General features: G+C 35.0%; 13 protein-coding genes. 4 read left to right on the top strand and 9 right to left on the bottom strand.

Going from position 1 to position 15,289, the window contains the following annotated elements:
- Window positions 1–127: 127 nt before the first annotated feature.
- From CLV00_RS03665 to CLV00_RS16450, 9 genes are all read right to left on the bottom strand, one after another.
- Window positions 128–985, bottom strand: a complete 858-nt coding sequence (locus tag CLV00_RS03665) for an amidohydrolase family protein (protein WP_099713859.1) — start codon at window positions 983–985, stop codon at window positions 128–130.
- 349 nt (window positions 986–1,334) lie between these two features.
- On the bottom strand, window positions 1,335–2,111 hold the full coding sequence (gene proC, locus CLV00_RS03670) for a pyrroline-5-carboxylate reductase (RefSeq protein WP_099713860.1): 777 nt from the start codon (window positions 2,109–2,111) through the stop codon (window positions 1,335–1,337).
- A 145-nt stretch (window positions 2,112–2,256) separates the two neighbouring features.
- Complete coding sequence (mgtE, locus tag CLV00_RS03675) at window positions 2,257–3,609, bottom strand: magnesium transporter (protein ID WP_099713861.1); 1,353 nt, start codon at window positions 3,607–3,609, stop codon at window positions 2,257–2,259.
- The gene (rsmA, locus tag CLV00_RS03680; RefSeq protein ID WP_099713862.1) at window positions 3,599–4,378 is read right to left on the bottom strand and encodes a 16S rRNA (adenine(1518)-N(6)/adenine(1519)-N(6))-dimethyltransferase RsmA; all 780 of its coding nucleotides are present in this window, start codon (window positions 4,376–4,378) and stop codon (window positions 3,599–3,601) included. Before rsmA ends, mgtE begins: the two co-directional genes overlap by 11 nt.
- Before the next feature lie 164 nt (window positions 4,379–4,542).
- Window positions 4,543–4,854, bottom strand: coding sequence for a DUF4286 family protein (locus tag CLV00_RS03685; RefSeq protein ID WP_099713863.1), 312 nt, complete (start codon window positions 4,852–4,854; stop codon window positions 4,543–4,545).
- Between the two features lie 67 nt (window positions 4,855–4,921).
- The gene (locus tag CLV00_RS03690; RefSeq protein ID WP_099713864.1) at window positions 4,922–6,697 is read right to left on the bottom strand and encodes a tetratricopeptide repeat protein; all 1,776 of its coding nucleotides are present in this window, start codon (window positions 6,695–6,697) and stop codon (window positions 4,922–4,924) included.
- A 93-nt stretch (window positions 6,698–6,790) separates the two neighbouring features.
- Window positions 6,791–8,062, bottom strand: a complete 1,272-nt coding sequence (serS, locus tag CLV00_RS03695; protein WP_099713865.1) for a serine--tRNA ligase — start codon at window positions 8,060–8,062, stop codon at window positions 6,791–6,793.
- 225 nt (window positions 8,063–8,287) lie between these two features.
- A complete protein-coding gene (locus CLV00_RS03700; RefSeq protein WP_099713866.1) occupies window positions 8,288–8,827 on the bottom strand; it encodes a DUF4375 domain-containing protein in 540 nt (179 codons plus the stop codon).
- 111 nt (window positions 8,828–8,938) lie between these two features.
- The gene (locus CLV00_RS16450; protein WP_199074758.1) at window positions 8,939–9,109 is read right to left on the bottom strand and encodes a hypothetical protein; all 171 of its coding nucleotides are present in this window, start codon (window positions 9,107–9,109) and stop codon (window positions 8,939–8,941) included.
- Window positions 9,110–9,345: 236 nt separating this feature from the next.
- Here CLV00_RS16450 and metG point away from each other — a divergent pair, with 236 nt between their 5' ends.
- From metG to CLV00_RS03720, 4 genes are all read left to right on the top strand, one after another.
- Entirely contained in the window at window positions 9,346–11,406 is a 2,061-nt protein-coding gene (gene metG / locus CLV00_RS03705; RefSeq protein ID WP_099713867.1) for a methionine--tRNA ligase, read from the top strand.
- Between the two features lie 142 nt (window positions 11,407–11,548).
- Window positions 11,549–12,982 carry a hypothetical protein gene (locus CLV00_RS03710; RefSeq protein ID WP_099713868.1) on the top strand — a complete coding sequence of 478 codons (1,434 nt, stop codon included), beginning with the start codon at window positions 11,549–11,551 and terminating at the stop codon, window positions 12,980–12,982.
- 52 nt (window positions 12,983–13,034) lie between these two features.
- Window positions 13,035–13,721, top strand: a complete 687-nt coding sequence (locus CLV00_RS03715) for an HAD family hydrolase (protein WP_099713869.1) — start codon at window positions 13,035–13,037, stop codon at window positions 13,719–13,721.
- Between the two features lie 235 nt (window positions 13,722–13,956).
- Entirely contained in the window at window positions 13,957–15,219 is a 1,263-nt protein-coding gene (locus CLV00_RS03720) for an OmpA family protein (protein WP_099713870.1), read from the top strand.
- Window positions 15,220–15,289: the final 70 nt, after the last annotated feature.

Here is a 15,289-nt window from a genome sequence, read left to right on the forward strand (position 1 = left end):
TCAAATATAGTATTTATTTGAGTGTGTATACAAATACCAATAATTGCGAAGCTTAAGTAAAAAAATTGCGCAAAGTCTGAGAAATTTGCACAGCTTATATTACGAAGATTTTACAGAACTGTATTTTTTAATTTTTTTTGGATTTTTCAAAAAATTGCTCTGCATTTTTATGAAATATTTTTTCCTTTTGTTCCGAAGATAAAAAATCAAGTTTATTTACTGACTCTATCACTTGTTTGATATTTCCATTATCGGATCCAAACATTACTCTGTTCTCTAAACCGGCATCTATCAATCTTTTCATTGTGGTGTGAAAATCTTTGTAAGGAATATTGTCTGGATTTGCAATAACTGAAATATCTGTGTACACATTCCAATAAACACTCATAATACCAACCGTTTCCTCGATAAAAGGATAGCCAGAATGCATAATCCAAATTCTTAATTTCGGAAATTTTAGTATTAGATCTTCCATTAAGATTGGACTACCTAAACCAACTCGAAAATTTGGACATCCATGATTCGGGCCTGCTAATCCTGTATGAATGCCAACTGGTAGATTGTATTTTTCTGCCAATGCATAATAAGGATGTAATAATTCATCCGATGGTGAAATTCCATAATATTGGCTTAATATCTCTCCAATGAAATCAATTTTACCATCATTAATTTGCTGTTCTACCCATTTAATGTCAGGTAAATCCTTTCCGTTTGAAAAGCAAAGCTGATTACTATATGGTACTTTTCCATTTGGACATGGTAACATTAATCCATGTAATAATTCCATTTTGAATTTATTTCGATACGTATTTTGCAAATCCCATGAAGAACTGATTGCAGCTTTGTAAACACCTGAAGTTTCTAATTGTTGCATTTGAATATCAGGATTTGTCTCTCCGTGGATATGTGTGTCAAACACTTTTTGAGAGTAACCATTATAAAATCCCAAAAGAAATGTGATGAGAATTAGTATTGATTTTTTCATGCTATTTCATTTTACTTTCGGTTTCACAATATTGTGTTTTGGTTCGTATGCACATTGCAGGTAACTGTAAATATACGCATGTTTTAAAAATGAAGCAATGCTAAGATTATGATTTTAAATTACTTAAAAAATATTTACAAACAAAGTTATGGCGAATGATTGCAGATTTTTGATTAACGATTTTTGATTTCAGATGTGGAAATATGTAAACAAATCAATTCTTTTCGCGTGAGGGATAAAAGCAAGCTACCGAAGTAGCGCGGATAGCCCGACGCCAATAAAAAAAGGGTCTTCTCAACGGTTACGCTGAGAAGACCCTTTTTTTATTGAGGGCACGCCCAAATAACGCTTATCCCTTGATTTGTTTCAACGAAGTTTTGATTCCGCGTATCAAGGACGAACTGAATCCGTGCATTTCCATTTCGTTCAATCCGGCTATGGTACAACCTTGTGGTGTAGTTACGCGGTCAATTAATTGTTCCGGGTGTACTTTTTCTTCCAGCAGCATTTCGGCAGCGCCTTTTACGGTTTGTGCTGAGATGGCTAATGCGGTTTGCCAGTCAAATCCTATTTCGATTCCGGCTTGCATTGATGCGCGAATGTATCGCAACGCAAAAGCAGTTCCGCTGGCCGCAAGAACAGTTGCTGCATCCATTAATTTTTCGTCAATAATAGGAGCGGTTCCCAAACTCTGAAAAAGAGAAACTACATCTTGTGCTTTCTCTTTGTCTTTTTCGTGAAACGCAATACAAGTGGCTGATGCACCAAACTGTGCCGCAATATTAGGCATGATTCGGATGGCACTATTAGCAGCACCGATTTTGTTCTGTAAATTTTCTATGGATAATCCACTCACTGCCGACGCAATAATTTTATTCGAAATTACTGGAAGGATTTCAGCTAAAACGGTATCTACTTGATATGGTTTTATGGTCAAGATAATGACATCGGCCTCCTGAATCTGATGGATATTATTCGTAGAAACCGTAGCGCCCAATTTTTCAAGATACAGAATGCTTGATGTGTTTCTTCTGGTTACGGTAACTTGGTTTTCTGGTGAAAATTTTGATAGTCCTAATGCGATAGAAACACCTAAGTTTCCGCCGCCAATAATGTGTACTTTCATGCTGGTTGTGGTTTTTCCTCTCCCCTCCCGAAGCTTCGGGACTCTCCAAAGAAAAGTAAGCCGTTAGGGAAAAGTGTTGGTTGTGTAGTTATAGTTGTATTAGTTATTTTTCAATTTCTCTCTATTCTCTTAGTTCAATTCTTTCTTAAAATCCCAGAATCATTTTTGCTATCGAAAAATAAATCAGAATTCCGCAAATATCATTACTCGTTGTGATAAAAGGTCCGGTTGCTAATGCGGGGTCAATGCCAAATTTATCGAGTAACAACGGAACAAAAGTCCCTATTAACGATGCAATAATAATTACCGACATCAATGCTATAGTAACAATAACGCCAATGATCAATTCTACATTCAACAGAAAATGACTTCCTAAAAACAATATCGTAGCCAAAATCAGTCCGTTTAATAAACTTAGTGACACTTCTTTGACCAATCTATTAAACAAGGATCCGCTCAACGTATTGTTTGCCAAACCCTGTACTATAATTGCTGATGACTGTACGCCTACATTTCCTGCCATTGCGGCAATAAGTGGTGTGAAAAAGAACAAATTCCCATGCTCAAACATCGCTCCTTCAAACAAGCCGAGCACTTTTACGGAGATAAAACCACCCAAAAGAGCCAAAACCAACCAAGGCAATCGTGCTTTTGTATGTTCAAATATGCTGTCATCTGCTTCAACGTCTTGCGAGATACCTGCTGCCAACTGGTAATCCTCATCAGCTTCATCCTTGATTACGTCTACAATGTCATCAATGGTGATTCTTCCCACTAATCGTCCCATTTCATCTACGACAGGAATGGCTTCCAAATCGTATTTTTGCATGATTCGGGCCACCTCAACATCTTCGGTATCTACTTTTACAGAGTTTAATTTTCGGATGTAAACATCACTTACCGGTGTTCTGGAAGAAGTGGTCAATAAATCCTTGAGTGACAAACGCCCTTTCAATCTATCTTCATCATCCACGACATAAATCGAATGAACTCTAGAGATATTTTCGGCCTGAATGCGCATTTCTTTTACACACGTCAGCACATTCCAATTTTCATTGACTTTAACCAATTCCTTGTGCATGATTCCACCTGCGGTATCCTCATCATAACGCAATAAGTCAACAATATCTTTGGCGTGCTCAACATCCTGAAGTTCTGATATTACTTCGGCTTTCAAATCTTTCGAAAGCTCCGCAATAATATCGGCTGCATCATTTGTTTCCAGCTCATCTAATTCTTCCGCAATCTCTTTTGGTGAAAGCCTGCTTAATATATTTTCCCGCAAATCATCTTCCAGTTCCAGAAGAATTTCGGCGGTTTTTTCACTGTCTAAAACTTTAAAAATATAGGTCGCTTCATTAAAATCAAGCTCATCGAGAATTTCAGCAATATCAGCATGGTGCATATCATTCAATAAGACTTCCAGTTGCTGGTCGTTTTTATTTTGAATGAGTTGCTCTAATTCCTGAATTAATTCTTTGCTGATTTTAAACTCCATCGGCTTCTATTTTTTGGGTGAGTTCTATGAACTGTTCTACATTTAATTGTTCTGGTCGAAGGTCAAAAATTTTATCTTCTCTCAAACTATCCGACAAATTTAAGGTTTTTAAACTATTTCGTAACGTTTTACGTCGTTGTTGAAAAGCCGTTTTCACTACCGTAAAAAACAATTTCTCGCCACAAGGCAAGCTGTAATCTTTCTTTCTACGCAAACGTAAAACTCCCGATTTTACCTTTGGTGGCGGAATAAAAACATTTTCGTCTACCGTAAATAAATACTCGGCATCATAAAAAGCCTGAACCAGAACCGACAGAATTCCATACGCTTTTGTTCCCTTTTTTTCACAAATACGCTGCGCCACTTCTTTCTGGAACATCCCTGCAAATTCCGGAATCTGATCGCGGTATTCCAAAGTTCTGAAAACAATTTGTGTCGAAATATTATACGGGAAATTCCCAATAATAGCGAATTGTTTTCCTTCAAAAATATCGTTGATATTGTATTTCAAGAAATCTTTAGAAATGATTCTGTCTTTTAATTTTGGATAATTTTGGTCCAAATACGTCACTGATTCCGTATCGATTTCAATAACGTACGTATTCACCGGTTTATCCAACAAATATTTTGTCAAAACTCCCATTCCCGGACCTATCTCTAATACATCATCATATCCTTCTAAGTTCAACGTGTCAACAATGTCTTTTGCAATGCTTTCGTCTTTCAAGAAGTGTTGTCCGAGGTGTTTTTTGGCTGTTACTTTTTCCATGTTGTCATTGCGAGGCACGAAGCAATCTCGCTTTATTTTAAGTTTATTTTGGCACTAAGGCACAAAGTGTATTTTATTTCAAATTGGAGATCGCAGATTGCGACTTCAAGATTGTGGTTCAAAACGACAATCTGAATGTGATCGCTTCGTTCCTTGCAATGACTCTAAAAATCTGCAATCAATTCTAATTCTGTTCTAAAAGCAAGCATTTTGTCTCCAAACAACTTTGCTCCTTCTTCGCGAAAAGCCGGCGCATCCTCCTGATAATATTTCTCCAAAGTTTCTTTGCTGTCTGTTGCGTATTGAACAGAATACGTTACTCCTCCCATTTCTTCTTCAATTAAAACTCGAACCATTCTAGCCGAAGAGAATTTTCCAGTAGCCAAAATTTCAGGAATGTGTTTGTATTGCATCCAAATCATCCATTGATCGTGAACGCTTTCATGTATGTTTGTGGTAACGTTGTATAGTATCATTTTTTTTGTTTAACTGGTTAATTGTTTAACTGGTTAATCGACTCAACAATTAGACAGTTAAACTTTTTTACAAATTAGTATCTCCTCGCAATTGTCTGAATTTCTTTCTGGCTTCCACAAAATAAATACTGTCCTGATGATTGAACAATACCTTTTCATATAGTGGTTTCGCTTTTTCAGGTAACAATTGCTTGTTATAAATTTCTGCCGAAAAATACAACGCTTCATCTATGTAAATTCCGTCGCTATGTTGGTCAATAATCGTTTGGTATTGGCTTAAAGCCAAAGCAAAATCACCTTTCTTTTCATATATTTTCCCCAATCGCAACAAGGTCACAGCCTCAATTTCCTGTCCTTTATAGTTTTTCAAAATCGTCTGAAACTGCGTTACCGCTTCCTGATTCCTGTTTTGATACAACAGATAATCTCCTTTTGCAAATTGCTTCAAAGCCGTTTGTGTCGAATCGGCAACAGTATTGTCGTTGATTAACAGAAAATATTCCAAAGCATCATTGGCAATCAACTGCGTATTCGCTGATTTCAATTCCTTAAATTGTTTCAATGCCCAAGCAAAATCGGTTTTGAAATAACTGGTTTTAGCGGCTTTCAAACTGGCTTCATGTGCCATTACATCATTCTTCAAATCCAATTCAATCTGCGAATAATAAATCAAAGCCTGATTGAATTTTTCTTCGTAAAGTAAAATATCTGCCAGTTCCATTTTGGCATTAGCCACTTCATAATCATTCAATTTTAATTCCAACGCTCTCTTGACAATTGCCTTTCCTTCCTCTGGTTTTTTCAAATTAAATGCCGTGAAATGTGCCTGAATCAGCTGCAAAGATAAGGTAAAAGGACTTATTTCAAATTGTTTCAACAAACCGTCTAATTCTGTGCTGATGGCTGCAAAGTCATTTTCGGATGCTTTTTCAATTTTCATGGTTACCAAATACGAATTCGCCTGGATCAACAATTCTAAATCTTGTGTGTTTTCCAATACAAATCCCAAAATTTCTTTAGCTGCTTCCTGATTGTCTTCTTCAATGGCCAGTTGCCCTAAATTTACAATATTGGCAAGCGATTCCGGATTGCGTTTGTAAATGGCTTTTTCCTGAATAAATGCTTTTTCGAATTCTTTTTGTTGTACATAAAACCAACTCAAATAATGGTTCCAAAAGAGATCTTGATTTTTCTGAGTCCTTATAATTAATGCTTTGCGCAATATTTCATTGAAATTTGCATCACCTTCGTCAGCCATAAAACGAACCAATTGATTTTGGATTCTAATGGAATTTTGAGGATTCGCAAACGCCTCGTCTAGAAAAGTGGAAATCATCATTTCCATATTAGACAATTGACCGTAAAGCAATCCTATTTGATAATTGAAATTAAAATTAGGCTCTAATTCTGTGGCGGTTTGGTAGGATTTCAGTGCGTATTCGAGCAACACTTTTTTCTCAAAAGCGTTTGATATTCCGTAGACTTCATTTGGATTTTTTCTGATTCGGTCTAATGCTTGATCGTAGTACATCTTAGCTTTGACATCATTTTTTTGCAACTGAAAATTATACCCTAACTCTACCAGAAGATTCCCTTGATTGTACTTGTTAAATCGTTCTTGAATGGCTTTTTCGGCACTTTCAAACTGTTGCAATTGCTGAGAACAATCTATTATTCTTAAGAAATACTGGGAATTTAATGGAATCTCTTGCAGCAATTCTTCATAGCTGATTTTTGCTTTTTCAAAATCGCCTTTGTCATAATAATACTGCGCTAATTGTTCGTTTTGAGAAAAACAAAGCAATGAAAAAAACAGTGTAATATGTAGAAAAATATTTTTCATCTTAAAAGTGTTCAGTATTCAGTGTTCAGTTTGCCAAACGGTGCATTGTCCAAAAAGCTAACTGAACACCGATCACTGAGGACTGAACACTAATTAATCTATAATATCAAACCCGCAATACGGACGTAAAACCTCAGGAATTACAATCCCTTCCGGAGTTTGGTAATTTTCTAAAATTCCAGCCAAAACTCTTGGCAAAGCCAATGCGCTTCCGTTTAAGGTGTGTGCCAATTGGTTTTTTCCATCTTTGTCTTTGAAACGCAATTTCAAACGATTCGCTTGGAAAGTCTCAAAGTTAGAAACTGAACTGATTTCTAACCAACGATCTTGCGCCGTAGAAAAAACTTCGAAATCATACGTCAGAGCCGACGTGAAACCCATATCGCCACCACAAAGACGTAATATTCTATATGGTAACTTCAATTCCTGTAATATATTTTTAACGTGTTCTACCATTCCGTCTAAAGCTTCGTATGATTTATCTGGATGTTCTACACGAACAATTTCCACTTTGTCAAATTGGTGCAAACGGTTCAATCCACGTACGTGCGCTCCATAAGAACCTGCTTCACGACGGAAACATGGCGTGTAAGCCGTAGTTAAAACGGGCAGTTCATTTTCGTTTAAGATTACATCACGAAACAAATTCGTTACTGGAACTTCAGCCGTTGGAATCAAGTACAAATCATCGGTTTTATCATGATACATTTGCCCCTCTTTGTCCGGCAATTGTCCCGTTCCGTAAGCAGATGCTTCGTTTACCATGTGTGGAACCTGAACTTCATTATATCCTGCAGCAGTATTTTTATCCAAGAAATAATTGATCAAAGCGCGTTGTAATCGTGCTCCTTTTCCTTTATACACCGGAAATCCTGCACCAGTGATTTTTACTCCAAGCTCAAAATCAATGATGTCGTATTTTTTTACCAATTCCCAATGCGGTTGCGCTCCTTCGTGCAAAACAGGAATCTCCCCTTCTTCAAAAACATTTAAGTTTTCCTCCGGCGTTTTTCCAACAGGAACAATATCAGCAGGAAGATTGGGTAAGGTATATAATTTTTCTAAAAGTTCTGCGGCAAGTGTATCAGCAGTTTCGGCTAATTTTTTGCTTTTTTCTTTATTTAAAACGGTTTTTTCTTTTAGAATTGCGGCTTTCGCTTTCTCTCCGCCTTTCATCAATTCGCCAATATCTTTGGATAATTTATTAGATTCGGATAAAATATTGTCTAGCTCCACTTGCGTAGCGCGACGTTTTTCATCCAGTTGTACCACTTCTTCAACAACACTTGTAGCATCGATGTTTCTCTTTGCCAAAGCCTTGATTACTTTTTCTTGATTCTCTCTAATAAATGCGATTTGTAACATAGCTTGATTTTTTTAACGCTAACTTTTATAATAATGGAAGCAAATTTAAGGAAATGTTTGATAGAAATGGGGGAAAAAATTCGTCAAAAGTCGAAAGTCATAAAGTCCAATACTAATGTATGATTCAAATGCCCTAATGTTTAATTTACATTGACAACAGAACTTCAAAAAAACAAATAAAAACAGGACTTTAAAAACTTTATGACATTGGACTTTTGACTTACTTTAGTCTCTTTTAATCTCATGACCCACAAATTCTTCTAAGGTTGCAAACATGTCGTCTATAGAAAGGACTTCAAAATCTGGGTGGGTTTTTAAGAAAGTAGCATTCAAAGTAATTAGATTTTCTTCTATTTCAAAAAAAGTGTCGTTGTTGAGTAAATCACGGATAGGATTTACGCCTTCCAGTTTCCCTTTCAGGAATTTATTCAGCTTGACACTACTCATTAATTTTACTTTTTTGGATTGCTGTTGGAACAATTCCAAATGCTTTTCGGCACCAATTAATGCCAAACCTTCTTCGATTAATTCATTCAGTTCTTTATCCCAACCGGAATTGTATACAAACTGAGCAAAATTTCCTTCGGTATATTGTGATGCATAATAATCTAAATAATAACTCATTATAGCATCTTCGTGAATCAAATCATCGTTCAGGCCTTCCTCACGCATTAAGTTGATTACCGAAATATTAGAGTGAATTACATCTTGGAGATTTTCACTATTAAAGGCTGTTTCTGAAATAATTATTCTACCGAATTCCATAGGTTTTGTGTTTGAATATATGCTGCAAATTTCGGGTAAAATAGTGAAGAATCGAAATATTTTTTTAGCCACGGATTACACCGATTAGCACAGATTAATTAGCGATACCATTTAACTGACATCAGATTCGTCACTACTCTTTTTCTGATTCATTTTTGTAACCAAAGCTTTCAAACGCAACGCTTTTTCTTTTTTTTCTTCTTGAAGTTTAGCCTTTTTTCGGTTTAGCAATTTGGTATGTAAAGCTTTATTTTTGGTGTTTTTTTCGGGTCCTTTTGCCATAATGTAGAAGCTTTGTAAATTACGGTTACAAAGATAAAAAAAAGCCGCATTATAAACACAACGGTAACAAATTGTGTTTATATACGATCATTCTTTTTATCATGATTCCATAGCCCCGATAGCAGTGAAAATCCTTATTGTTTTTTCTTTAAAAACAATAAGATTGTAACGTATAGCGGGAAATAGCTTCAAATAAAAATTCTATTGCTTATTTTTGCGCTCTATAAAATAGAATCATGATACAGAATCCAAAAAGATATACCATTACAGCGGCATTGCCTTATACGAACGGACCGATTCACATTGGCCATTTGGCGGGTGTTTACGTACCTTCGGATATATATTCCAGATATTTAAGATTGCAGGGAAGAGACGTTTTGTTTGTTTGCGGAAGTGACGAACACGGCGTGGCGATTTCGATGAAAGCCAAAAAAGAAGGCACTACGCCACAGGAAGTAATCGATAAATATGATGGAATAATCCGTAAATCGTTCTCTGATTTTGGAATTTCGTTTGATAATTATTCCAGAACTTCAGCTAAAATCCATCATGATACGGCTTCGGAATTTTTTAGAAAACTGTATGAACAAGGTGATTTTATTGAAGAAGTGACCGAGCAATTGTATGATGCAAAAGCAGATCAGTTCTTGGCAGACCGTTTTGTGGTGGGAACTTGCCCAAAATGCGGCAATGAAGAAGCGTATGGTGATCAATGCGAAAAATGTGGTTCGACATTGAATGCTACAGATTTGATTAATCCAAAATCGACAATAACCGGAGAAACTCCGATTTTAAAATCAACGAAACACTGGTTTTTGCCTTTGGACCGTTACGAAGATTTCTTGAAAGAATGGATTCTCGTTGGACATAAAAATGACTGGAAACCGAATGTTTACGGGCAAGTAAAATCATGGATTGACGGTGGATTAGAGCCTCGCGCCGTAACCCGTGACTTGGATTGGGGAATTGATGTTCCCGTTGAAGGTGCCGAAGGAAAAAAATTATACGTGTGGTTTGATGCGCCGATTGGGTACATTTCTTCTACCAAAGAATGGGCTTTGCGCGAAGGGAAAGATTGGGAACCGTACTGGAAAGACCAAGATACAAAACTGGTTCACTTCATTGGGAAAGACAATATTGTTTTTCATTGTATTATTTTCCCTGCGATGTTGAAAGCCGAAGGAAGTTATATTTTACCGGACAATGTGCCTGCAAATGAATTCTTGAACTTGGAAGGAAATAAATTGTCTACGTCTAAAAACTGGGCGGTTTGGTTGCACGAATACTTGGAAGAATTCCCAAATCAGCAAGATGTTTTGCGTTATGCCTTGACATCGAATGCGCCGGAAACAAAGGATAATGATTTTACCTGGAAAGATTTTCAGGCGAGAAATAATAATGAATTGGTAGCGATTTACGGGAATTTCATTAATCGTGTCGTGGTTTTAACCAATAAATATTACAACGGAATTGTTCCGCAACCGAACGAACTTTCAGAAGTGGATGAAGCGACTTTAACTGAATTGAAAGCCTATCCAGCTGTGATTTCAAGTTCCGTAGAGCGTTACAGATTTCGTGAAGCATTGAGCGAATTGATGAATGTGGCTCGTTTAGGAAATAAATATTTGGCTGACGAAGAGCCTTGGAAAGTCATCAAAGACAATCCGGAACGCGTGCAAACACAAATGTATGTGGCATTGCAAATTACTGCTGCGTTGAGTTCACTTTGCGAACCATTCCTACCATTTACAGCAAAAAAATTATCAAGAATTCTAAAAATAGAAAGTCCGTTGAACTGGAATTCTATTGCTCAAAATTCTGATTTGATTCCCTCTGGACACCAAATTGGCGAAGCCGAATTATTGTTTGCCAAAATTGAAGACGAGGAAATCCAAAAACAAATAGACAAACTGGAAGCGACTAAAACTGCCAATACTGCCGAAAACAAAAAAGCAGAACCGCAGAAAGAAGCGATTCAATTTGAGGATTTTGCCAAAATGGATATCCGTACAGGAACTATCTTAGAAGCAGAAAAAATGCCAAAAGCGAACAAGCTTTTGATTTTAAAAGTTGATACCGGAATTGATGTTCGCACCATCGTTTCAGGAATTGCAGAGAGTTTTAAACCAGAAGATATTATTGGTAAAAAAGTTACTGTTTTAGTGAATTTGGCACCAAGAAACCTTCGCGGCGTAGAAAGCCAAGGAATGATTTTGATGACTACGAATGCTGAAGGAAAATTGGTATTTGTAAACCCGGATACCGATGGCGTTGCCAATGGAGAGACTATAAATTAAGACTTTTTTAAAAAAGTATAAAATTGCGTGACTTAATTAAAATTTTAATTAAGTCACGCAATTTGCATTTAAAAAACATTTTTTAACTAATAATATTTTAAAAAAAAATAAGATATTAGCTAAAAAATAAACCTATCTAAAAATGATAAAAAAAACACTTCTTGCGTCTTTAATTTTAAGTAGTTTAATTTCTTTTTCACAAGAACTGGTATCTTCTATACCTCTTGAGCTAAAAAAAAATCGAGATGTTTTTCAGACTATAAATAACGATAAAAAAGAAATTACTTTATTTATTGGTGATAAAATAAAAGTAAAAGCAATTCAACTCGATGAAAAAATGAAAATCGTTGATAGTATTTCATCCGAAAGGCCAAATACTAAAATTTACACGAAGATGATTGGCTACAACATCAACAATGACAACACTAGACTTTTTTGGTCATCAAATGATTCCAAGGATATTTTTACTGAATTATACGATTTCAATAACCGTAAAACGACAACAAAACAACATTCTTTATTATTAAAAGACGAAAAAGTTTTACAAAAATTTAGTGATATAGATTTTTTTTATATCCTAACAGTTATCAAAAAAAGTAATGATTTAAAACTCTATGTTTTTGATAAAAAAGGTGATTATATCGAAAAAAAAATCAATTTGAACGGATTTACTTTTTATAAATCAGACTATACACAATCAAACTTATATGAAGTATTAGGAGAAAATTTACTTCCTTTTGAAGCGCCTTTCTCGTTGCAGCTTATAAATACCGACAACCCAACATCTCTAACTGATAGTGCCAAAAAGAGAAAATGTTATTTCAAAAACAATCGAATTATCATTACCCTTGACACGAATATCGAGTTTACCCAAGTTATCACTGTTGATTTAACAGATTTTAAAGCTACTGAAAAAAAAATAAAAACCCACGATATAGAAGAAGACCGAACGTATTTAAATTCGAATTCATTTTACTTTGACAACAAATTATATCAATTAAAAAGCGCATCCAATCTATTTTATCTTACTGTAAAAGATTTAGACGGAAAAGTATTGAAGGAATATACTGCTAAGTCATCCGAACCAATCGATTTTAAAAATTCGGAAGTTCAACTGGAAGGAGGAGATTTTGGAGGAAAGAGAACCTTAGAAAATTCTTCACAGTTTATTCGAAAAGTAAACAATTTATATCCTGGTGTTAGCTGCTATACAATTGGCCAAAACACACTAATTACTTTTGGGGGTGTTTCTCCAGTTCAACAGTCAGCCAGCCAATTTGGTATGGGCCAATTTGGCTTAATTGGAGCACTCGTTTCAATCGCCGTGCACAACCCTGGCATAGAGAGTTTTAATTCCTACTCAAATAGAAAAGTGGTCAAAACAGACGGATTATTTGACAAGGAAGGCAGTCATATTAAAGGCGATTTACAACCTTTAGCGTTTGATAAAATCCGTACTTTTTTCGATACATATAAAGATGTTTCATCACAAACATTATTTAAAACGGATGCTTATTATTTAGGTTATTATGATAATAAAACAAAGGAATATATTATCAAAAAATTTAATGATTAAAAATAGAACATAATTAATTTTTGGATTTTATTAATCAACCATTACAAAAAAAATGAAACTAAAAGTAATTGCTTTCGACGCCGATGATACCTTATGGATCAACGAAACCTATTTTGATGAAACGGAAAAGAAATTCTGTGGTTTGATGGAAGATTATTTATCGCATCAAGGAATTTCCAAAGAACTTTTTAAGGTCGAAATTGACAATCTGAAATTGTACGGCTACGGAATCAAAGGCTACATTCTTTCGATGATTGAAGCGGCGATGACTATTTCGAATAACACGCTACCTATAGAAATAATCGAAAAAATCATTCAATATGGAAAAGAATTGTTGGAGAAACCGATTGTTTTATTGGATGGTGTAGAAGAGACTTTAGATGCTTTACACGGAAAATACAAATTAGTAGTTGCCACCAAAGGTGATTTATTAGACCAACGCAGAAAATTACATAATTCTGGTTTGGGGCATTATTTTCACCATATTGAAGTGATGTCTGACAAACAAGAAATTGATTATTCTGATTTAATAAAACGTCTCGAAATACAACCTGATGAATTTTTCATGATTGGCAATTCCTTAAAATCAGATGTTTTACCAGTTTTAGCCATTGGCGGACACGCCGTTCATATTCCGTTTCATACAACTTGGGCACACGAAAAAATTGATCACAAAGTAGAACATGAAAACTTCAGTGCTTTCGAAAAAATAACAGAAGTTCTGAAAAAACTGGAATGAGAAAACTTGTTTTTAACTTCTTTGATCAATAATAAAAGTCTTTTCAAGTAAAAAAAACTCTGTTTTAAAGTTAATATCTTTGAATAATCTATAAAAAAAATACAAAATATTGCTAAAATCGCCGATCAGAACTTAGTTTATAGAATTAAAACTAATTCTTACATAATTAACTGTTTAAAATTTAATATTTAACATTATATCGTATTTTTGCATAGAATTTTTAAAAAATAAAATTATGAAAAAAATCATACTTACGTTAGTTTTTGCTTCTGCAATGACAACTTTGAGTGCTCAAACAGAAAATGTAGAAAGCGCAAGTACTGGAACTGAATTTAACAAATGGTCTGTTGAATTAGCTGGTGGTTTAAACAAACCGATGAGACCTATGACTGCTGGATATAGAACTGCTGTTACTAGTGCTTATGTAGCTGATTTAGGTGTGCGTTATATGTTCAATAACAAATTTGGTTTAAAAGTTGATTTTGGATATAACAGCTTTAAAGAAGGTGAAAATTCAATAGGATTTGACTCTAAATACTACAGAGCTGACTTACAGGCAGTTGCTAACTTAGGAAGAATCATGAGCTTTGAAACTTGGACAAACACTCTTGGTTTATTAGGTCACGCTGGTTTTGGATTAGGTTTTGGTGAATCTGATAACTTTTCAGGAACTGACAGAATGGGTAATTTTATTGCTGGTGTTACTGGTCAAATTAAATTATCTAATAGAATTGCATTGACTGGAGATTTTACAACAATTCTTAATGCTAAACAAAACCGTACTTTTGATGGTGCAAGTACAATAGGATCTCCTGGTTTCGGCGGTGTACTTTTCAATGGTACAGTAGGTTTAACTGTTTACTTAGGTAAAAACGAAAAACATGCTGACTGGGTTATCGACCATGAAGGTAGATTTGACGCAATTGATGCAAGATTTATGGCTATTGAAAATAAAATGCTAGATTCTGATAAAGATGGTGTAGCTGATTATTTAGACGAAGAGTTAAGTACTCCTGCAGGAGCAATGGTTGATACTAAAGGAAGATCAATTGACAAGAACAACAATAATGTTCCTGATGAAACAGAAGCTTTTATCATAAAAAATTATGGTAGTACTACTAACAACTCTCCTCTTTTAACAAACAATGAGTTGATTACTAGTTTAATTAACGGTGGTTATGTTGCAGTTTATTTTGACTTCAATAAATCTACTCCAACTAATGTTTCTACAGAAGGTACTGATTTTATCTTAACTTACTTAAGAAACAATCCTACTGCTACAATTGATATTGTAGGTCACGCTGACGAAGTTGGAAGATCTGCATACAATGATAAATTATCTAATGCAAGAGCAAACAATGTGAAAAACACTTTAGTGAAAGCTAATGTTGATGCATCAAGATTAAATGTAATTGCTGCTGGTGAAGATACTTCAGTAGATATCGATTCAGAAAACGCAAGAAGATTAGTAAGAAGAGTTACTTTCAGAGTAAAATAAGCTACTTTTTTATATCAAAAAGCCCTAAAGGAAATTTCTTTTAGGGCTTTTTTTATGGCTGTTATTTTCG

It is taken from the genome of Flavobacterium sp. 11 (genome assembly GCF_002754315.1).
Taxonomy (GTDB): Bacteria; Bacteroidota; Bacteroidia; order Flavobacteriales; family Flavobacteriaceae; genus Flavobacterium; species Flavobacterium algoritolerans.